Genomic DNA, 18601 nt, shown 5'->3' with positions numbered 1-18601 from the left:
GATCCAAGGTGCGACGCCCCCTCGCGCCATGGCAGCGCTTGGAGACTACGCGCCCAAATCAAATAGGTTTCCGGGAGGGCTCAGCGGGCGTCGACCGACTGGGCGATGCGCTCGGCAAGGGTGCGGTCGACGCCGTCGAGGCTCATGGTCCAGACGTGGATTTCGCGGGGGGTGCCGTTCTCGCGCTGGAACAGGTGCTCGCGGGCGTGACGGACGCCGTCCTCCGTGGACACCACGGAGGCGCGGCCGCCGGCCTCGACCATCTCGCCGCTGTAGATCGGAAACTGCGAGGCAGGCCCGGCGTAGATCATGGCGAAGGACTGGTCGCCGCGGCGGATCGTATAGATCCTGAAGTCCGGGCCCGGCCGGCCGGTGACAATCTCGAACCCGGACGGCAGCTCGACCGTAAACGGCAGGGCGGCGCGGGCGGAGCCGTCCAGCACGGTGACGGCGCGAACGGACGGCGGCGGGGGCGGCTCGGCGACCGGCGCGGGCGGGGTCGCTACAGGCGTGGGCGCAGGGGTGGTCCGGACGGGCGCAGGCGCGGGGACCGGCGAACTGGCGGCCGGCGGGGTCGCTGTGGAACGGGTCGGCGGTGGCGTGGCGGGCCGCACCGGGGCGGGTGCGGCGGTGACGGGCGGAGTGGTCGTGGCGGCCGGTGGGCTGACAGGCGACGGGCGCGGCTGGACGGGCGCCGGGGTCGTGGCCGGACGGGCCGTGGTCGTCGGCGGCGGCGAGGCGGCGGGCGCGGTGGGCGCGGTGGGCCGGACCGGAACAGGTCCGGGCGTGTGGCTGACCGGCGCGCTCGCGGGCGGAGGCGCAGGCGTGGGCTCTGGCGCCGGCTCGGGCGCGAGATAGGTCGCCGGACGCGGCGGGCCGCTGTTGAGGCTGCTGGTGAAGTCAGCGCCGGGCTGGGCGGGCGGCGGCGTCTGGCTGGCGCTGGAGGGCGCTGTCTGGCCTTGGGCGGCGAGCAGCAGGGCGGCGGCGGAGACTCCGATGATCATGGGCGGACTGTCGCGCCTCAGCCCGCGAACGGCAAGGCCCTGAGCACATAGGCGACGACCGCGGTGACGGCGGAGGCGGCGAGCGCGAGCCCCGCGAACCATGCGAGCCGCTTCCACAGCGGCCCGGCTTCGGCGCCCGGCTCGGGCGGGGGGACGGGCTCAATGATGATAGCCGGTCTCCTCCGTCATCTTGCCGCGGAAGACCCAATAGACCCAGGCCGTATAGGCGAGGATCAGGGGCAGGATGACCGACGTGCCGACCAGCATCAGGCCGAGCGCATTGTCGGGCGCGGCCGCCTGCCGGAAGCCGATGTCATAGGGCACGATGGTCGGCATGAAGCTGGCGGCCAGACCGAGATAGCCGGACAGGAAGACCAGCAGCGAGCCGAAGAAGGGCCAGCGGTGCGAACCCCGGCGCGCCATGCCGACGACCAGCAGAAGGCCGGCGAGGCCGAGAGCGGGGATGAGCAGAAGCGGCGCCAAGGTGCTCCAGTCGACGGCGAAACCCTCGCTGAGATCGAAGCCCCAGCGCGTGGCGATGCGGCGGTGGATGAACAGGGTGGCGATGCTGACGGCGGCGAGCAGCAGGGTGACGGCGGCGGCGCTGATGAGGGTCCAGCGCTTCGCGTCGCCATGCAGGTTGTCGCTGGTCTTCATCATCAGCCATGACCCGCCGAGCAGGGCGTAACCGGCGACGATACCGGCGGCGACCAGCAGGGTGTAGGGCGTCAGCCAATCGAGCGGCCCGCCCGCGAACCGGTTGCCGGCGACGGTCACGCCCTGGATGAAGCCGCCGAGGATCAGGCCCTGGGCGACCGCCGTCAGGATCGAGCCGCCGGCGAACATCTGGGTCCAGAATTTGCGGCCGCGGTTGCGGGCGCGGAAGCGGAACTCGAAGGCCACGCCGCGCAGGATCAGGCCGCCGAGCATCAGCAGGACCGGCAGGTAGAGGGCCGGCATCAGCACCGAATAGGCCAGGGGGAAGGCGGCCAACAGGCCGCCGCCGCCCAGCACCAGCCAGGTCTCGTTGCCGTCCCAGACGGGGGCGATGGTGTTCATCATCACGTCCCGCTCTTCCTTCGATCTGGCGAAGGGGAAGAGGATGCCGATGCCGAGGTCGAAGCCGTCGAGCATGACGTAGAGCAGGACCGCAACGGCGATCAGCCCGGCCCAGATCAGAGGCAGATCGAGCATCAGCGGCCCTCCCCGCGCCCGTCATCGTCGGGTGACGTGTCTTCCGGCGCCTTGGCCATCGAACTCCCGGGCGCTCGGTCCTGACGCGGCGCGGGCTCGGTCAGGGCCGCGACGGGACCCTCGGCCATCAGCCGAAGGATGAAGACCGCGCCGGCGGTGAAGACGATGGCGTAGACGATCATGTAGGCGATGAGGCTGGTCGCCACCTGCCCCGTGGTGACCGGCGAGATGGCGTCGCGGGTGCGCAGGACGCCGTAGACGACCCAAGGCTGGCGGCCGACCTCGGTGACCATCCAGCCGGCCAGGACGGCGATGAAACCGGCCGGCCCCATGGCTACGCAGAAGCGCAGGAACCAGCGGCTGGCGAACAGCTTCCGGCGCCAGATCAGCACGGCGCCGACCCCGCCGAGCAGGATCATCAGCAGGCCCAGGCCGACCATGATGCGGAAGCCGAAGAAGGGGATGAAGGGCGGCGGCTGATCCTCGCGCGGGAAGGCCTTCAGTCCCTTGACCACCTCGTCGCGGTCGATGTTCTGGACGAGAGCGCCGGCGTGCGGGATCGAGATCTGGAAATGGTTCTTCTGGGCGTCGCGGTCGGGGATGCCGAAGACGTGCAGGGGCGGATCGGCCTGGCTGTCCCAATAGCCCTCGATGGCCGCAAGCTTGGACGGCTGATGCTCGTGCGCCACCTCGCCCGACCAGTGGCCGGCGAGCAGCTGCAGCGGCGCGAGGACGGCGATCAGGCCGACGGCCATGACAAGGGAGATGCGGCTCTCGGTCCAGCCGGTGACAGGCGGGCCTTCGCGCTCCTTCAGCACCCGGAAGGCGGACGCGCCGCCGACGACGAGACCGGTGGTCAGGAAGGCGGCGAGCAGCATGTGCACCAGCCGCGAGGGGAAGCTCGGGTTAAAGATGACGGCCATGTAGTCGGTGGCCTCGAACCGGCCGTCGGCCATGATCTGGAAGCCCTGCGGCGTCTGCATCCAACTGTTGGCCGACAGGATCCAGAAGGCGGAGATGGTGGTGCCGACGGCAACCAGAACCGTGGCGAGGAAATGCAGGCGCGGACCGACCTTCTTCCAGCCGAACAGCATGACGCCGAGGAAGGAGGCCTCAAGGAAGAAGGCGGTCAGGACCTCATAGGCCAGCAGGGGTCCGATGACGCCGCCGGTCAGGCGGATAAACTCGGACCAGTTGGTGCCGAACTGATAGCTGAGCACCACGCCGGAGACGACGCCCATGCCGAAGCTGAGGGCGAAGATCTTGACCCAGAACAGGTAGAGCACCTTGAAGGCGTCGCGTTTCGTCCAGAGCCAGAGGCCCTCGAGCACGGCGAGGAAGGCCGCCAGCCCGATGGTGAAGGCGGGGAACAGGATGTGGAAGGCGATGGTGAAGGCGAACTGCAGTCGCGACAGCAGCAGGGCGTCGAATTCCACGGCGGGACGTCCCCAGTGAGATGACGTCGCGACAATGCGGCGAGGCGGGCGAAAGGTCCACCGGGCCATCGGCCGCGCGGCGGATCGCCGCAAAGCTTGACGGCAGTCAGGCGGCGGGGAGTTCGACCCAGAAGGCCGCGCCTTCGCCGGGCGTCGAGGTCACGCCGATCGTCCCGCCCTGCAGCTCGACCAGCCGCTTGGCGAGGGCCAGACCGATGCCGTGGCCCTCGACCGTCGAGCGTTCGAGGCCGAGACGGTTGAACGGCTCGAACAGCTGGGCCTGTTTCTCGGGCGAGAGGCCGGGGCCGCGGTCGATGACCTCGATGCGGACGCCGTCGTAGATCTTGCTGGCGCGGAAGATCACCTGCCCGCCCTCGCCGCCGTATTTGACGGCGTTGGAGGCGAGGTTGGCGATGACCTGGGTCAGGCGCTGGGAGTCGGCCAGGGCGATCAAGCCGTCGCCCTCGCTGATCACATGCAGGCGCACGTCCTTCGCCTCGGGGCGCAGGGCGGTAGCGCGGCGGACGTCCTCGAGGACACCGGGCACGTCGGTGGGGCGCAGCTCGACCTTGACCGCGCCGGACTCGGCACGGGCCACATCGAGCAGGTCATGGGCGAGGGCCTCGACCTGACGGGCGGTCTTGACCAGCATTTCGGCCATTTCGGCCTGGGTCGGGGTGATCTCGCCCAGCTGGCCGGCCTTCCACAGTTCGCCGATGCCGATGACGCCGCCGACCGGGCTCTTGATCTCGTGGGCGACGTTGGCGAGCAGGCGGGACTTGGCCTCGGAGGCGCGTTCGGCGCGGGTTTGGCCGGCCTTGGCGCGGTCGGACAGGCGGTCGCGCTCCTCAAGCAGCGAAGCGACCAGCAGGATGGGCATGCAGCCGAGCAGCACCATCAGCTGGGCCAGCAGGGCCTGATCGGCGAGGCCGGGGCCGGCGGAAATGAACGGACCGCGGCCCATCATGGCGCCGCCGACGGCGGTGATGGCGACGAGGACGAGAGCGGTGGATACGCCGAGCACGCGGAAGCGGGCCGCGAACAGGATCAGGATCGGCACGACGACGAAGCCGATCTGGACCTTGGACTGGAAGAAGACGCCGACGCAGACGGCCACCAGAAGGGCCAGCAGCACCGCCGCCTCGGCCGCGCGGACCGGATTGCGCAGCATGATCACGTGACGGCGGGTCAGCGACAGGCCGAAGGCGCCGATCACGGCGATGCCCAGCGCATGGCCGAACCACCAGGTCTGGAAGCTGTAGAGGGGGTCCGCGCCCTCGAGCCAGTACAGGGCGCCGGCCGCCGCGAGGGCGGCGGGAATGGGCGCGATGACGGCGGCGTTGAGCAGGAAGCGGCAGGCGCCGTCGACCGTCGCCAGATTGAGCGTCGGGGCGAACCGCCGCGCCAGCAGCACGGCGGTCACGATCTCCACCATGTTGATGACGGTGAACAGGGCGCTGAGGGCGTAGGAATTGCCGGCCAGCAGCTCGCCGGCGACGATGCCGGTGGCCAGAAGACCCGCGAAACAGAGGTCGTAGGACGGCCCGCGCGCATTGCGGAGCCAGACCGCGACGGCCAGACCGCCCGCGCCCCACAGGGCGGCGACGAGGCCGGCGGTGCGGGCGAACTGGATGCACAGCACCACCAGCACCATCACGGCCATGGCGGTGAAGATGGGCGCAAGCGGCTCGCGGAAGAAGGCGACGGCGCTGTTGACCGCGACGGGCGCATCGGCGCGCGCCTTGGCGGCGGCCTTGGGGGCCACAACCGGTTCTGACGGGTCGAGCGCGCGGCTCATGAGCATGCGGAGTCCGGGGGAGGAGCCTTGTCTTGCGGTTTCCTTAGCCCGCTGCTTCCTAATATCCCCTGAAGGTCAGGCGTTTGCGGCCAGCGCTTGGTTGAAGGCGCGAACCGCGGCGGCGGCGCCTTCCGGATGGCCCCAGACCGCGGCGCTGACGGCGACGAAGTCCGCGCCGGCCCGGGCCAGATCGCCGGCGTTTTCGGGCGTAATCCCGCCGATGGCGACGCAGGGAACTTCGACCGTCTCCTGCCAGATGGTCAGGACTTCCGGATCGGGTCGGTGCGCCGTTTCCTTGGTCGTGGTCGGGAAGAAGGCCCCGAAGGCGACATAGTCGGCCCCGGCCTCGGCGGCGTCCATGGCCAGCTCCCGGCTGTCGTGACAGGTCACGCCGATCATGGCGTCGGGGCCCAGGGCGCGGCGGGCCTCGGCGAGCGAGGCGTCGGACTGGCCGATATGCACCCCGTCGCAGCCCGAGCGGGCGGCGAGGTCGGGACGGTCGTTGAGCAGCACCGCCACCCCGCGTGCCCGGGCGACGGGGGCCAGCGCCGCGACGGCCGCGAGAATGGCGGCGTCGTCGGCGGGCTTGAGCCGGATCTGCAGGGCGGCGACGTCGCTGGCGGCCAGCGCCTCGTCCAGCACGCGCGCGAAGGCGTTCAGGTCCGCGATCGCCGGCGGGGTGATCAGATACAGCCGGCAGGGCGGGCGCGGCGGGACGACGGGTTCTCTGGCCATGCCGGGGAAGTGCGGCGGCGGGGACGCTCCGTCAATCCGTATAATAGGGACGCGGGCCGGGCGGCGGCGGCGGGGTCACGTCGATGCGGCGCAGTTCGCGGATGCGTCCGCCCTGCTCCCGGCCCTCCACGATCTCATAGCCGAGCAGGGCGAAGATGCGATCGCCGAGGAAGATCGGGCGCGCGTCGCCGTACCAGTCGATGCAGGAGGCGACACAGCCGTCGTCGATCCGTTCCTGAACCGGGCTGGCCTCCAGCCCGCCGAGGTCGCGCAGCCGCCCGCCGCCGTCGCGCCGGAGATAGGCAATGGTCTCCAGCTGTCCGTACTGACCGGCGACCGCGGCGCGCTCCGGCGGCAGCGGCTTGGTCACGGGCAGGCCGAGCACGCCACGCGCGCCGTCGGGGCTGGAGGGATCGGGCCGGTAGTAGAAGGCGTGGCTGCGGCTCTCGGTCTCTTCGGAGCCGACCATGACGAACTGGTCCGAGATGGTCGGGCGCGGGGTCTGCAGGTCGATGGAGGTGAAGAAGACGTCCTCCCCGCTGGACACGGCCAGGGCGTCGGGACCCATCTGCTCGATGCGGCCGATCTGCCCGGGCACCATGAAGCGGACCAGCGGACCGCCGTCGAGCGGCACCACCGTGAGACGGCCCTCCTCGTCCGGGGCGGCGTCGTTGTCCTTGCTGTACTCCTTGCGCAGCACGTCCGCGTACAGCAGGTGGCCGCCGACGAAGCGGTTCTGGGCGCCCCATCCGGCGGCCATGGCCGGCAGGATGCGATAGTCGTCGGCCACCGGCCCGGACTCGCCGTCGCCGAAGCGGGCGAAGGGCAGCCGCAGCAGGGCGGCGTCGCCCCGGGCGCTCTCGGAGCCCCACATGCCGTCGCCTTCGCTGTCCGAGACGACCATGACGTTGATCAGGGCGTCCTCGGGGTCTTCGCGGAAGGAGAACTGGTCGATCGGCATGCCGCGCGTCGCCGCCGCCTGCGGCCGTCCGCCGTCCAGCGGCACGCGGTAAAGCCAGGCGTCCGGCTCCTCGCCCTTGGGCAGGTTCCAGCGGCTCTCGCCCATCCAGACGTAGACGGCGGTCGGGGCGACGTAGAAGTTCCGGGACTCGGGGCCGAGGATGCCGGTGGCGGTGCAGTTCAGGTCTTTCACCGACAGGTCGCAGCGGATGACGGTGTGGATGGTGTCGGCCCAGACGTCGGGTCGCTCCCCAAGACCCGGCGCCCGGTAGATGTCCTCGGCCCGCAGCAGGCGGATGCCCGTCGCGTCGTCGTCGGCGTCGGAGCGCCAGCGGCTGAGGGTCGGTGTAAGCTCGAGCGGATCGGCCGTCGGGCCGGTGTCGACCGGCGTGTAGACGACCAATTCGCCGCCCACGAGCCTCGAGGCGTAGTTGCGCGACGAGTAGTAGTCGCTGGACCGGAGGTGGTGGCTGTCCTCGAACGTCAGGCGCCCGGCCGCGTCCATCAGGAAGCGGTTGATCTCAGTCCCGCCGCGTCCGTAGCTGTAGCCGATGACGACGACCCGGTCGCCGGAGACGAGCATCTCGTCGTACCAGTCGTAGGCGGCGTCGGCTCCGGGCGGATACGCTTCGATGGTGTCGACGAGGCGCAGACGGCCGCCGGCGGTGTCGACCGTGAACAGCCTGCCGCGACGCAGGATGACTAGGGTCGAACCTCGCGCCTTGACGACATCGCCTTCGTCCACGCCGACGGACTGGTTGTTGGTGATGCTGGGCGCAGCGACCCGGACACCGGTGACGACGACCTCCTCCACGGCCGTCTGGTCGGCAGAGGGGTCCTGCGCGGCCGGGCAGAGTTCCGGCGTGATGTCGCAGTCCGGCTCGGCCGCCTCGAGGATCTGCTGCAGTTCTTCCGGCGAGCCGACGGGTTCGAGGGAGGGCGCGGTCTGGGCCAGCGCAGCGGCGGGCCAGGCGAGGGCCAGCAGGACCAGAGCGATCCGAATTCCGACCCGACGACCCGCCATGACGCCCCTCCACAACCTGAAGCACGATGTCATCAGAGTTCCCGCCTCGCGACAACCACCGAAACCTGACGGCGGCTGATGCGAACGACTTGCATTCGCCGCATTTGGCCTGCTATGGAGAACCATTCGCAATCGCCGGGTTCGCCTCGTGTACGTCTGCAACTGCAACGGTCTTCGCAAGCGAGATGTCGCCGCCGCCATCGAGGCCGGCGCGACCCGTCCCCGCGACGTCTTCGTGCGCCACCAGTGCGCCGCGCAATGCGCCAAATGCGTCTGCGAGATGCGCGAAATGATCCAGGAAAGCCGCCAGGCCTTCGCCATGGCCGCCGAGTAGCCGCGGGCCTGTTGCGGGCGAGATTTACTCGCATTTTCAATGTTGTGATAAGTGTTCGCAAGTGAACACGCAGCGTTCGCACGTGTTATGAACCGCGTCTCCACGCGGCGAATCCGGACGGATCGCCGCCCGACCTGAGGACGATGCCATGAAGGGCGACCCCGCGATCATCCGCACCCTGAACGCGGTGCTGACCAACGAGCTGACGGCGGTCAACCAGTACTTCCTGCACGCCCGGATGTTCGAGAGCTGGGGCCTCAAGCACCTCGGCCAGATCATCTACGACGAGTCGATCGGCGAGATGAAACACGCCGACAAGCTGATCAAGCGCGTGCTGTTCCTCGATGGCCTGCCGAACCTGCAGGACCTGCACAAGCTGAAGATCGGCGAGAGCGTGGTCGAATGCTTCGGCGCCGACCTGTCGCTGGAGCTGGGTGGGCGCGACACCCTGCTGGCCGGCATCGCCCAGTGCGAGGCGGCTTCAGACTTCATCAGCCGCCAGATCCTGACCGAGATCCTCGCCGACACCGAGGAGCACATCGACTTCCTCGAGGCGCAGCACAAGCTGATCGAACAGCTGGGCGAGCAGAACTACCTGCAGTCGGCCATGACCGAGATCGCCCCGGATCGCAGCGCGACGGGGAACTAGCCGTTAGTCCGGGTAGACGCGCCACACTCCGGCGATGCGCAGCGCGGAATAGCAAACGTAGGGGTCGTTGGGAGTGCGAGCCCGGAGGCTGATGTCGCGAACAGGCCAATCACCCCCGCACTCCTCTTTGAGGCAGATGCAGAGGCGCGCCTCTTCTCCCGCCGGCCTGAAGTCGGGGGACTGCGGCACGAAGACGGCCAGCGGCCGGTCTTCCGGCCCATCGTCAAGCGAAACCAGATAGTCCCGGTAGGCCGTTTCGACCTGCACGGCGATCTCCGCCGGAGCCGACGTCAACACCCCGAAATCCACGTCGAATACCAGACCGTCGTTGGACGGGATGCGGCGGTGCACCGCCCTGACAACTACGCCGCCCCAAGTGACTGCCCTGTCTACGCAGACGATCTCCACGACTTCGTCGGCGTTCGAGGCAGGCGCTTCGGGTGGCCAAGGCCGCCCGGTCAGGCACTCCGGATTGAACACTCCCTCGGCCGTAACCACCGAGAAGCGGAAGGTTTCTTCGACGAGGCTCCGCGCCGAGGGCGTCCAAAGGGCGTCCCGGGGCCCCTTCGTATCTTCTTCGCTCATATAGCTGTCGAAGGAGATGCGCAGGCACTGCTCGTCGTTCGCCGTCGCGGGCGTCATTTCCTCCGGACAGATCGAACAGGTGAAGCCGTAGCAGGCGTCGATCTGGCCGCGGATGCTCAGGGTCTGGCCACCGTAGCGCTCGGGATCCGCGATGATATCGGCGATGCGCGCGTCCACGATCGGTCCTGACGGATCGGTCAGTGCTAACACGGCCGCGGCGATGTGGAGCATGGAGCCCTCCCCCTTGTGACGATGGCCGGGCCGGCCGTGCATGACAAGGCGCTGGCGGAACCCCTTCCCTTCCGGCCCATTCCGGTCCCGAGACTGGAGGGACGGGACCATGAGCATCGACGACGCCCTGGACGACGCGCGGGACGCGGCGACCGAGTTCCTGAACGCGGAGGGCCGGCATCCGGGCCATGTGGTGCTGGGCGTCGCCGTGACGGTCGGGTTCGCGCTGGCGGCGACGCTGTTCGCGAGCCGGACGGTGCGGGCCCGGCCGGTACATCTGGCCGAAGACGATGCGCCGATCTCGGAGCGGCCGCGCGGGCCGCTGAGCCTGATCCTGCCGGCGGTGTTTTCCGTGACCACCCTGTCGGCGGTGCGGGTATGGAACGCCCCGGCCAGCCGCGAGCGGCATCTGGCCATGGGACTGTGGGCGGCGGCGCAGGCCCTGAACGCCGTCTGGATCGCCATGCGGCCGGCCGGACGCGCGCTGCAGATCGGAGCGGCGATGTCGTCGGCGGGCATGGCCGCGGCCTTCGCCCATGAGGCCCGCAAGATCGACGCCCGGGCCGGCAAACTGGCCTCTCCGGTCGGCGGCGGGGTGCATATGGCCAACATCATGCAGAAGAAGGCCGACGGCCATCCGACGGTGCACTGAGCGGCCGTCGGCGCGGCTTCGCCTTGCCGGGAGACGCGGCTTCCTCTAGGGAGCGCCGTCGCGCGCGCCGTCAGGGCTGCGCCCCAACCTTCCGAGACACCGATGAAGATCAACGGCAACACCATCAAGCCCGGCATGGTCCTGCAAGTGAACGGCGGCCTGTGGGTCGTCACCAAGGCCAGCCACGTCAAACCGGGCAAGGGCGGCGCCTTCGCCAACGTCGAGGCCAAGAACCTCGAGACCGGCAACAAGCTGAACGAACGCTTCCGGTCGGAAGACAAGGTCGAGCGCGTCACGCTGGAACAGCGCGACTATTCGTACCTGTACGACGGCGGCGACACCCTGGTGTTCATGAACGACGAGAACTACGAGCAGATCGAACTGCAGAAGGACTGGGTCGGCGACGAGCGCATCCCCTACCTGCAGGAAGGCATGAAGGTCGTCATCGAGAGCCACGAGGACCGTCCGATCGGCCTGTCGCTGCCGGATCAGGTGACGCTGGAAGTGGTCGAGACCGAGCCGACCGTGAAGGGCCAGACCGCCTCGTCGTCCTACAAGCCCGCCATCGCCAACAACGGCGTCCGCATCATGATCCCGCCCTATATGTCGGCGGGCGAGAAGATCATCGTCGACACCACGACCGGCGAATACGTCCGCCGCGCGGACTGAGTTTTTTCGGGCTCCCGTCGGGGGCCTGAGCGTTTGAACTTCTCCGCATGCCCGGGCCGCGAGCCTTGGAGGGCATGTCGGACCAGGAGATTCCCCCATGGCCCTCGCCTCCGCCCTGCTGCAAGTGATGATGGATGCGGTCCGCAAGACCGCCCGGCCGATGCTGCGCGACTTCGGCGAGGTCGCCCAGCTGCAGGTGTCGCGCAAGGGGCCGGGCGACTTCGTCACGGCCGCGGACATCAAGGCCGAGGACACGCTCTACGAACTGCTGATGAAGTCGCGGCCGGGCTACGGTTTCCTCGGCGAGGAACGCGGCCTGATCGAGGGCACGGACAAGTCGCACACCTGGATCGTCGACCCGATCGACGGCACCACCAACTTCATGCACGCCATGCCGCACTTCGCCATCACGGTGGGGCTGCAGCGGACGGCGCCGGACGGCCATTCCGAGATCGTCGCGGGCGTGACCTACAACCCCGTCATGAACGAGCTGTTCTGGGCTGAAAAGGGCAAGGGCTGCTACCTGAACGACCAGCGCATTCGCGTCGCGGGGCGCAAGGACCTGTCGGAGAGCCTGATCGCCACCGGCCTGCCCTTCATCGGCAAGACGGGTCACGCGCAGGCCATCAAGGACATCCACGCCATCGGCCAGCGGGTGGCGGGCATCCGTCGTCTGGGCTCGGCCGCGCTGGACTTCGCCTGGGTCGCCGCGGGGCGGTACGACGCCTATTACGAACGCAATCTGCAGCCGTGGGACGTGGCGGCGGGCATCCTGTTCGTCACCGAGGCGGGCGGCATCGTCACGACCATCGACGAGGACGGAAATCCGATGACGGGCGGGCAGATCCTGGCGTCGAACGCGGAGCTGCATCCGCAGCTGCGCAAGGTGCTGCGGGGCTGAGAAGCCTTGTCATCCCGGCCGTAGCGAAGCGGAGAGCCGGGACGGCGGAGCGGCCATTGGACCTCGCGGAAGGCGCGTCAGCGGCTATCCGGGAGACGGTTCAGGGACAGAGCGACATCGACCTTTCGCCCGGATAATCGCAGTGCGATTTCCGGGCGGCTTCGTGAGTTCGCTGGGCCGTCCCGGATCGCCTGCGGCGTCCGGGATGACAAGGGGGTGAGCGTCTGCCCTAGCCGCTGATCTGGCCGAAGTCCGCGACGCGGCCCATCACCGCGCGGACCTGACCGAGCAGTTTCAGGCGGTTGTCCCGCTCCTCCGGCACGTCGGAGTTGACCAGCACCTTGTCGAAGAAGGCGTCGACCGGCGCGCGCAGGGCGGCGAGCGCCCGCATCGCGGCGGCGAAGTCCTCCGTCTCCAGCGCCTGATCGACCGCGGTCGCGGCGGCGGCTGCGGCGAAGGCCAGGGCGGTCTCCTGTTCCGGCTGGTCCGGCAGGCCGGTGCGGACCATGCCCTCGGGCAGCGGCCCCTTCTTCTCTTCGGCGCGGAGGATGTTGGAGGCGCGCTTGTAGCCGGCCAGCAGGTTCGCGCCGTCGTCGGTGGCGAGGAAGGCGTCGAGCGCCTCCACCCGGCGGACGATGCGGACGAGGTCGTCGTCGCCGAGGGCGAAGACGGCGTCGACGAGATCGTGGCGCTTGCCCTGGTCGCGGAGGAGGACCTTCAGACGGTCGGCGAAAAAGGCGAGGAGGTCGAGCGCAACCGTTTCGATACGGCGCGAACTGCGCCGTTGAGGCTGTCCGTCGTCCCTCAGGAGGTCAGTCTCGTTCGCGAAGCCGTCTTCGCGGAGCTTGAAGCCGAGGCGGTCGTAGAGGAATGCGCCCTCTTGTTTGAGAACCGGCTTCAACGGCGCTCGGAGGTTGTTCTCAAGCACCAGCCGGATGACGCCCAAGGCAGCCCGCCGCAGAGCGAACGGGTCCTTGGAGCCGGTCGGCTTCTCGTCGATGGCGAAGAAGCCGACGAGGGTGTCGAGTTTATCGGCCAGCGAGACGGCGACGGTCAGGGGCGCGGTCGGGACGGAGTCCGCGGGGCCCTGAGGCTTGTAGTGGTCGCGGACGGCGTCGGCGATGGCGTCGGGCTGGCCGAAGGCGCGGGCGTAGTAGCCGCCCATGACGCCCTGCAGCTCGGGGAATTCCCCGACCATGCCCGAGGCAAGGTCGGCCTTGGCAAGGCGGGCGGCAGTCTCTGCCTGATCGGGGTCGGCTCCGACCAAGGGGGCGATCTCGCGGGCGAGGGCGGCGATGCGGTCGACGCGTTCGGCGAGGGTGCCGAGTTTGGCGTGGAAGGTGACGCCGGACAGCTTGTCGTTCCAGGCGTCGAAGCCGGTCTTGAGGTCTTCGTCCCAGAAGAAGCGGGCGTCGTTCAGGCGAGCGGAGAGGACGCGGCTGTTGCCGGCGGCCAGCGCCGCGCCCCCGTCGGAGGCCTCGACGTTGGCGACGACGACGAAATGGGGGGCGAGCCCCTGCGTCGCCGGATCGCGGACGGCGAAATATTTCTGGTGCACCTTCATCGACAGGCGGACCACCTCGGGCGGCAGGTCGAGGAACTGCGGGTCCATGTCGCCGAGGATGGGGGTCGGCCATTCGGCGAGGCCGGCGACCTCGTCCAGCAGGCCGTCGTCGTCGACGAGGGCGAGGCCGTGGTCGTGGCAGGCCGCGCGGGCGGCCTCGAGGATGCGCAGCTTGCGGTCGGCGACGTCGAGCAGGACGTGCTCACGCCCCAGCTTGTGGCGGTAGTCGGCGAAGTCCCTGACCGTGAACGGCTGGCCCGCGCCGAGGAAGCGGTGACCCTCGGTGACGTCCTCGGCCTTGATGCCGTCGATGTCGAACTGGACCACCTGACCGTCGAACAGGGCGAGGATTCGCTTCAGCGGCCGCACCCAGCGCAGCGTGCCCGAGCCCCAGCGCATCGACTTGGGCCAGGGGAAGGCGCGGACGATCTGGTCGACCATGTCGGGGATCAGGCCGGCGGTGGGCTGGCCCTTCTGGCTGATCACGGCGAACAGGACGCCGTCGCGCTCGACCAGCTGGTCCCGGGTCAGGCCGGTCTTGCGCAGGAAGCCTTCCAGCGCCTGTTCCGGAGCATTGGCGCGGGGGCCCTTGAGCTCCTCCTCGCGGTCCGGAGTGGCGGCGGGCAGGCCGTCGACCATGAGGGTCAGACGGCGCGGACCGGCCCAGGTCGTCAGGGCGTCATACGTCAGGCCGGCGGCCTTGAGCCGGTCGGCGGCCATGCGCTCCAGGTCGCGCGCGGCGCCCTGCTGCATGCGGGCGGGGATCTCTTCCGAGAACAGTTCGAGGAGAAGCTGGGGCATCAGATTTCGTCGTCGAGGGAAAGGGGAGAAGCGGCGCGGATACTCGCCAGAACGGACTCGATATCGTCCTCGACCTGCCTCGTGGTGAAACGCAGGACACGATAGCCTTGCGCGGCCAGCCATTCGTCCCGACCAAGGTCGCGGACGGCGACCTCCGGAAGGCTGTGCACCCCGCCGTCGACCTCGATCACCAGCCGGGCGCGGTGACACGCGAAGTCAACAACACAGGGGCCGATGGGCGCTTGCCGGCGGAAACGGATGGCAAGCGTGCGGAGACTCTTCCAGAGCTTTTCCTCGGTGAAGGTCGGCGTCGCGCGGAGACGGCGGCTACGCTGGACGCCGCCGGGTTTGATGCGATCAGGACCGGCAAACCGGTCAAAGCCCTCCCCTCGAGGGGGAGGGTTGGGAGGGGTGGAGGCAGGTTGGTCGCCGGGGAGCATCGATGGGCCCGATCGAGCAGGCGACGACGCCTCATGCGCCAAATCCTGACGCAGCGTGCCCCCACCCCATCCCCGGCCCTTCCCCCTCGAGGGGAAGGGGGCGCTGTGGCGACCGTCCGTGTTCACGCGTCTGCCCGCTCTTGTTCGACGTAGGCCACCGCGCACGCCTTACACAGGTCCCTGATCCGGCCGATGTAGCTCTGGCGTTCGGCGACGGCGATGGCGCCGCGGGCGTCCATCAGGTTGAACAGGTGCGAGGCCTTCAGCACCTGGTCGTAGGCGGGCAGGACCAGCGCCTGGCCTTGCGGACCCTTCATGGCGAGGAAGCGCGAGACCTCGGCGACCATGTCCTCGAACCGGCGCTTGAGACCGTCGACGTCGTAGCCGTGGAAATTGGCTTCCGACTGCTGGCGCTCGTTCTCCAGGAAGACCTCGCGATACGTCAGGCCTTCCTTGGTGAACTTCAGATCATAGACGTTGTCGACGCCCTGAACGTACATGGCCAGCCGCTCCAGCCCGTAGGTCAGCTCGCCCGAAACGACGTCGACCTCGATGCCGCCGACGCCCTGGAAATAGGTGAACTGCGTCACCTCCATGCCGTCGCACCAGACCTCCCAGCCGAGCCCCCAAGCGCCGACCGTCGGGTTCTCCCAGTCGTCCTCGACGAAGCGGATGTCGTGCAGTTTCGGATCGATCCCGATCGCCGCCAGCGACCCCAGATACAGCTGCTGCAGGTTGTCCGGGTTCGGCTTCAGGATCACTTGATACTGGTAATAGTGTTGTAATCTATTGGGATTTTCACCGTAGCGGCCGTCGCCGGGGCGGCGGCTGGGCTGGACATAGGCGGCCTTCCACGGGCGCGGGCCCAGCGCGCGCAGGACCGTGGCCGGGTGCAGGGTGCCGGCGCCGACCTCGATGTCATAGGGCTGGAGGATCGCGCAACTCTGATCGCCCCAGTATTTGTGAAGCGTCAGGATGAGGTCTTGGAAGGCGAGCGGTTCGGTGGTCACAAGGGCTGTTCGCAGTCGCAAAATGAGAGGCGCGGACCCTAGACGGGCGCCCCTGCCCTATCAAGGCAACGCCGGCGACGCGGGCAAAGTGGCCGCGAATTTCGTGGGCCACTTCGGCCACTTCGGACAAATCGCCTCCCTCAAGACCTTCAACCCACGGATCATGGCAGGCCGATGCGTCAGAAGCGGTCGCAAGGCTCGCGAAGGGAACGTTAAGCGGAGCCCCTGCAAGATGGCTCGATGAAGCAGATCGACCAGATGCGTCGGCGGGCCGCGCGCTATCTCGACGTGGAGGCGGTGCAGATCGCGCCGGCGCGGGGCGTGTTCTCGCTGAGCTTCGACGACATTCCGGCGAGCGCCTGGACCGAGGCCGGGCCGGTGCTGGCCGAGCATGGGGTTGCGGCGACCTACTATGTCTGCGGCGGCCTGTGCGGCGGCGTGAACATGGACCGCGACCAGTTCCGGGTGGAGCACCTGCAGGCGCTGCACGCGGCCGGGCACGAGGTCGGCTGCCACACCTTCGGGCACACCAGCGCCCTGCGGATGGACCGGGAGGCGCTGCGGCTGAGCCTCGACGCCAATGCGGCCTGGGTGGCGGAGCGGCTGGACGGGTACCGGATGACGACTTTCGCCTGGCCGTTCGGCGACGCGACGGTCGGGGCCAAGCGGATGGTTCGGGAGCGGTTCGCGCTGGGCCGCGGCGTGCGCGACGGGGTGAATGCCGGTCGCGAGGACCGGGCGCTGATCAAGAGTGTCGGGCTGGAGAGCCGGCGGCTGCCCGGATACGACCTCGAAGGTCTGATGGCCGAGACGGCGGAGCGCCGCGGCTGGCTGACGGCCTATGGGCACGACGTGTCGGACCGGCCGACGGACTATGGTTGCACGCCGGATGATCTGGACCGGGTGCTGCGACTGGCCAGGGCGGCGGGGCTGGAGATACAGCCGGTGGCCGCCGCTTGGACCGTCGCGCGGGGCTAGGCCGCTTCGCTCATCATCGACGCCCTGCGCCCATCCGCCCAGCGGATCAGGGCGGCGCGAGGCCAGGCGACGATCCATGAGCGGGCGGTGTATTCGCCCTTCTCGATCATGGCGGCGCGGGTCGGGGAACTGGTCGCGGCGCGCTGGGTGTGGATCTCGCCCGGGCCCTGATGGACCATGAAGGCGCCGTGCTTCAGCGGATTGGTCCGCAGATAGGCCAGTCGCGGGCTGATGGTTTCCAGCGGCGGATCGTAGAACCACGACGAGCCGAGCATTCCGGCCATCTCGGGCCGGCGCTTGAGGATTTCCGCGGCGGTGGCCCAGGCGCGGTCCCAGCCGGCCTCGTTGAAGTCGGACAGCTCGCGGCTCTCGGTATGGACCTCCAGCCACGGCTTCCAGGCCTGGGCGGCGGCGTAGGCCGGGATGACGGACCAGCCCCAGCCCTCGCGGGCATGGCGTAGAACCTGCCCGGGGCCCATGGGGGAGGACAGGTCGATCATCTGGGTCCGGGCGCCGGGGACACTGAGGACCAGCGAGATGCGCACGTCCTTGGCCCAGAAGTCGCGGTCGTAGGGATCGGCGGCGGCGGTCAGGAAGTCGGCGAGGCGGCCGATCCATTCCGGATAGAGTTCGAGCGACGCCTGCGGCAGGTCGGCGGCGGGAACGCGCGCCGGCATCTCCAGCGCCCAGATGGCCACGAGGGCGCGGCGGTGGTCGTCGGTCAGGGCGGGACCGAAGGCGGCCTTCAGGGCTTCCTCGGCGCGATGGCCCGGCTGGTCGAAATCCCAGTGAGGAGCGGAGGCGGCGGCCGCGTCGGCGGCGGCGTCCTTCAGCGCGTGGAGACGGGCCCGGTCGTCGGGCGACACCCGGGCCAGCACGGCCTCGAAGGCGACGATTTGGGCGGGCGTCAGCGTTTCCATGCCCGCAGCGTACACAACAGCGGTTGGCCGACCGTTAAAGCCCGGCGCGCATGAAAAAGGCGGCGGACCGGGGTCCGCCGCCTCTGTCTTTCAGCGCTGCAGCGCGATCAGGCGCCGGCGGCCGCCGGAGCCGTTTCGGCCGGAGCCGCGCTTGGCGTCAGCACCTTGTCGATGACGAAGATGCCGCCGTTCGAGGCGTCGATCTCGGCCTGGACGACCTTGGCGCCGCCCACGTCGATGGTCTCGCCGGTGCCGTCGATGGTGACTTCAACGCCGCCACCGGTCGGGATCGGGCCGCGCGCGCCCTTGATCTGGTCGGTGGTCAGCTCGGTGACGACCACATGATAGAGCATCAGGTTGCGCAGCTCCTGGGCGTTCGCCGGGTCCAGCAGGCGGGTGCGCTCAGCTTCGGACAGGGCGGCGAAGGCCTCGTCCGTCGGCGCGAACAGGGTGATGGCCGGACGCGTGGCGAGGGTCTCGGTCAGCTGGGCCTGGTCGAGGGCGCGCAGGAGGGTCGTGAACTGTCCCCGCTCCTTCAGCACGTCGATGACGGTGCCAGCGACGGCGGGAGCCTGGGCGGCCGGGGCGGCCTCGGCGGCCGGAGCGGTCTGGGCCATGGCGGCCGAAGCGGTCAGCAGAGCCGTCGCGGCGGCGGCGGTGAGCAGTTTGATACGAAGCATCAGTATCCCTTTTCGTTCTCAAGAGACCGCAGAACG

Annotated in this window: 20 protein-coding genes; 8 read left to right on the top strand and 12 right to left on the bottom strand. The window is 69.3% G+C overall.

Features of this window, described 5'->3' with window-relative positions; all coding sequences use genetic code 11:
- Positions 1–80 precede the first annotated feature (80 nt).
- The gene (locus tag GGQ87_RS09365) at positions 81–443 is read right to left on the bottom strand and encodes a hypothetical protein (protein WP_168046833.1); all 363 of its coding nucleotides are present in this window, start codon (positions 441–443) and stop codon (positions 81–83) included.
- 1 nt (position 444) lies between these two features.
- Here GGQ87_RS09365 and GGQ87_RS09360 point away from each other — a divergent pair, with 1 nt between their 5' ends.
- Both GGQ87_RS09360 and GGQ87_RS09355 read left to right on the top strand, forming a co-directional pair.
- Entirely contained in the window at positions 445–858 is a 414-nt protein-coding gene (locus GGQ87_RS09360) for a hypothetical protein (RefSeq protein ID WP_168046831.1), read from the top strand.
- 36 nt (positions 859–894) lie between these two features.
- Complete coding sequence (locus GGQ87_RS09355) at positions 895–1047, top strand: hypothetical protein (protein WP_168046829.1); 153 nt, start codon at positions 895–897, stop codon at positions 1045–1047.
- Between the two features lie 116 nt (positions 1048–1163).
- Here GGQ87_RS09355 and cydB read toward each other — a convergent pair whose 3' ends face one another.
- The 5 genes from cydB to GGQ87_RS09330 all read right to left on the bottom strand — a co-directional run bounded on the left by cydB (position 1164) and on the right by GGQ87_RS09330 (position 8151).
- Positions 1164–2198, bottom strand: a complete 1035-nt coding sequence (gene cydB / locus GGQ87_RS09350; RefSeq protein ID WP_168046827.1) for a cytochrome d ubiquinol oxidase subunit II — start codon at positions 2196–2198, stop codon at positions 1164–1166.
- Positions 2198–3634, bottom strand: a complete 1437-nt coding sequence (locus GGQ87_RS09345; RefSeq protein ID WP_168046825.1) for a cytochrome ubiquinol oxidase subunit I — start codon at positions 3632–3634, stop codon at positions 2198–2200. The genes cydB and GGQ87_RS09345 overlap by 1 nt, the downstream gene beginning before the upstream one ends.
- Before the next feature lie 106 nt (positions 3635–3740).
- The gene (locus GGQ87_RS09340) at positions 3741–5432 is read right to left on the bottom strand and encodes a sensor histidine kinase (protein ID WP_245161452.1); all 1692 of its coding nucleotides are present in this window, start codon (positions 5430–5432) and stop codon (positions 3741–3743) included.
- 75 nt (positions 5433–5507) lie between these two features.
- Positions 5508–6167 carry a thiamine phosphate synthase gene (gene thiE, locus GGQ87_RS09335; RefSeq protein ID WP_168046821.1) on the bottom strand — a complete coding sequence of 220 codons (660 nt, stop codon included), beginning with the start codon at positions 6165–6167 and terminating at the stop codon, positions 5508–5510.
- A 31-nt stretch (positions 6168–6198) separates the two neighbouring features.
- A complete protein-coding gene (locus GGQ87_RS09330) occupies positions 6199–8151 on the bottom strand; it encodes a beta-propeller domain-containing protein (protein WP_168046819.1) in 1953 nt (650 codons plus the stop codon).
- 148 nt (positions 8152–8299) lie between these two features.
- Between GGQ87_RS09330 and GGQ87_RS09325 the strand changes: the two genes are divergently transcribed.
- Both GGQ87_RS09325 and bfr read left to right on the top strand, forming a co-directional pair.
- Complete coding sequence (locus GGQ87_RS09325) at positions 8300–8485, top strand: (2Fe-2S)-binding protein (protein ID WP_168046817.1); 186 nt, start codon at positions 8300–8302, stop codon at positions 8483–8485.
- 148 nt (positions 8486–8633) lie between these two features.
- Positions 8634–9134, top strand: a complete 501-nt coding sequence (gene bfr / locus GGQ87_RS09320) for a bacterioferritin (protein WP_168046814.1) — start codon at positions 8634–8636, stop codon at positions 9132–9134.
- A gap of 3 nt (positions 9135–9137) precedes the next feature.
- On the opposite strand, the gene GGQ87_RS09315 is transcribed toward bfr, so the two are convergent.
- Positions 9138–9950, bottom strand: a complete 813-nt coding sequence (locus GGQ87_RS09315) for a hypothetical protein (protein WP_168046812.1) — start codon at positions 9948–9950, stop codon at positions 9138–9140.
- Positions 9951–10059: 109 nt separating this feature from the next.
- Here GGQ87_RS09315 and GGQ87_RS09310 point away from each other — a divergent pair, with 109 nt between their 5' ends.
- The 3 genes from GGQ87_RS09310 (at position 10060) to GGQ87_RS09300 (ending at position 12172) form a co-directional block, all read left to right on the top strand.
- Positions 10060–10602 carry a tryptophan-rich sensory protein gene (locus tag GGQ87_RS09310; RefSeq protein WP_168046810.1) on the top strand — a complete coding sequence of 181 codons (543 nt, stop codon included), beginning with the start codon at positions 10060–10062 and terminating at the stop codon, positions 10600–10602.
- Between the two features lie 102 nt (positions 10603–10704).
- Positions 10705–11271, top strand: a complete 567-nt coding sequence (gene efp, locus GGQ87_RS09305) for an elongation factor P (protein WP_168046808.1) — start codon at positions 10705–10707, stop codon at positions 11269–11271.
- A 97-nt stretch (positions 11272–11368) separates the two neighbouring features.
- Positions 11369–12172 (top strand): inositol monophosphatase family protein, encoded by an 804-nt coding sequence (locus GGQ87_RS09300; RefSeq protein WP_168046806.1) that lies wholly within the window; start codon positions 11369–11371, stop codon positions 12170–12172.
- Between the two features lie 229 nt (positions 12173–12401).
- Here the strand turns inward: GGQ87_RS09300 and glyS are convergent, their stop codons facing one another.
- The 3 genes from glyS to GGQ87_RS09285 form a co-directional block, all read right to left on the bottom strand.
- Positions 12402–14537, bottom strand: coding sequence for a glycine--tRNA ligase subunit beta (gene glyS, locus GGQ87_RS09295; protein WP_168046804.1), 2136 nt, complete (start codon positions 14535–14537; stop codon positions 12402–12404).
- Complete coding sequence (locus GGQ87_RS09290) at positions 14537–14977, bottom strand: endonuclease domain-containing protein (protein ID WP_168046802.1); 441 nt, start codon at positions 14975–14977, stop codon at positions 14537–14539. The genes glyS and GGQ87_RS09290 overlap by 1 nt, the downstream gene beginning before the upstream one ends.
- Positions 14978–15099: 122 nt before the next feature.
- Positions 15100–15987 carry a glycine--tRNA ligase subunit alpha gene (locus GGQ87_RS09285; RefSeq protein WP_425339273.1) on the bottom strand — a complete coding sequence of 296 codons (888 nt, stop codon included), beginning with the start codon at positions 15985–15987 and terminating at the stop codon, positions 15100–15102.
- Between the two features lie 240 nt (positions 15988–16227).
- On the opposite strand from GGQ87_RS09285, the gene GGQ87_RS09280 reads away from it, so the two are divergent.
- Positions 16228–16965 carry a polysaccharide deacetylase family protein gene (locus tag GGQ87_RS09280; protein ID WP_168046800.1) on the top strand — a complete coding sequence of 246 codons (738 nt, stop codon included), beginning with the start codon at positions 16228–16230 and terminating at the stop codon, positions 16963–16965.
- On the opposite strand, the gene GGQ87_RS09275 is transcribed toward GGQ87_RS09280, so the two are convergent.
- Both GGQ87_RS09275 and GGQ87_RS09270 read right to left on the bottom strand, forming a co-directional pair.
- A complete protein-coding gene (locus GGQ87_RS09275) occupies positions 16962–17885 on the bottom strand; it encodes a hypothetical protein (RefSeq protein WP_168046798.1) in 924 nt (307 codons plus the stop codon). The two genes, GGQ87_RS09280 and GGQ87_RS09275, sit on opposite strands and share 4 nt — an antisense overlap.
- Before the next feature lie 107 nt (positions 17886–17992).
- Positions 17993–18565 carry a fasciclin domain-containing protein gene (locus GGQ87_RS09270; protein WP_168046796.1) on the bottom strand — a complete coding sequence of 191 codons (573 nt, stop codon included), beginning with the start codon at positions 18563–18565 and terminating at the stop codon, positions 17993–17995.
- Between the last annotated feature and the right edge of the window lie 36 nt (positions 18566–18601).

The organism is Brevundimonas alba, from assembly GCF_011927945.1.
Classification (GTDB): domain Bacteria; phylum Pseudomonadota; class Alphaproteobacteria; order Caulobacterales; family Caulobacteraceae; genus Brevundimonas; species Brevundimonas alba.
This window is presented reverse-complemented; position numbering and strand designations above follow the sequence as displayed.

What these genes read in the sequence shown, in the direction of transcription:
- GGQ87_RS09340 (WP_245161452.1), bottom strand. Translation starts at nt 5,432, where the DNA reads ATGAGCCGCGCGCTCGACCCGTCAGAACCGGTTGTGGCCCCCAAGGCC.
- GGQ87_RS09275 (WP_168046798.1), bottom strand. Translation starts at nt 17,885, where the DNA reads ATGGAAACGCTGACGCCCGCCCAAATCGTCGCCTTCGAGGCCGTGCTG.
- thiE (WP_168046821.1), bottom strand. Translation starts at nt 6,167, where the DNA reads ATGGCCAGAGAACCCGTCGTCCCGCCGCGCCCGCCCTGCCGGCTGTAT.
- GGQ87_RS09310 (WP_168046810.1), top strand. Translation starts at nt 10,060, where the DNA reads ATGAGCATCGACGACGCCCTGGACGACGCGCGGGACGCGGCGACCGAG.
- GGQ87_RS09280 (WP_168046800.1), top strand. Translation starts at nt 16,228, where the DNA reads ATGAAGCAGATCGACCAGATGCGTCGGCGGGCCGCGCGCTATCTCGAC.
- GGQ87_RS09330 (WP_168046819.1), bottom strand. Translation starts at nt 8,151, where the DNA reads ATGGCGGGTCGTCGGGTCGGAATTCGGATCGCTCTGGTCCTGCTGGCC.
- GGQ87_RS09270 (WP_168046796.1), bottom strand. Translation starts at nt 18,565, where the DNA reads ATGCTTCGTATCAAACTGCTCACCGCCGCCGCCGCGACGGCTCTGCTG.
- efp (WP_168046808.1), top strand. Translation starts at nt 10,705, where the DNA reads ATGAAGATCAACGGCAACACCATCAAGCCCGGCATGGTCCTGCAAGTG.
- GGQ87_RS09300 (WP_168046806.1), top strand. Translation starts at nt 11,369, where the DNA reads ATGGCCCTCGCCTCCGCCCTGCTGCAAGTGATGATGGATGCGGTCCGC.
- GGQ87_RS09315 (WP_168046812.1), bottom strand. Translation starts at nt 9,950, where the DNA reads ATGCTCCACATCGCCGCGGCCGTGTTAGCACTGACCGATCCGTCAGGA.
- bfr (WP_168046814.1), top strand. Translation starts at nt 8,634, where the DNA reads ATGAAGGGCGACCCCGCGATCATCCGCACCCTGAACGCGGTGCTGACC.
- GGQ87_RS09290 (WP_168046802.1), bottom strand. Translation starts at nt 14,977, where the DNA reads ATGCTCCCCGGCGACCAACCTGCCTCCACCCCTCCCAACCCTCCCCCT.
- cydB (WP_168046827.1), bottom strand. Translation starts at nt 2,198, where the DNA reads ATGCTCGATCTGCCTCTGATCTGGGCCGGGCTGATCGCCGTTGCGGTC.
- glyS (WP_168046804.1), bottom strand. Translation starts at nt 14,537, where the DNA reads ATGCCCCAGCTTCTCCTCGAACTGTTCTCGGAAGAGATCCCCGCCCGC.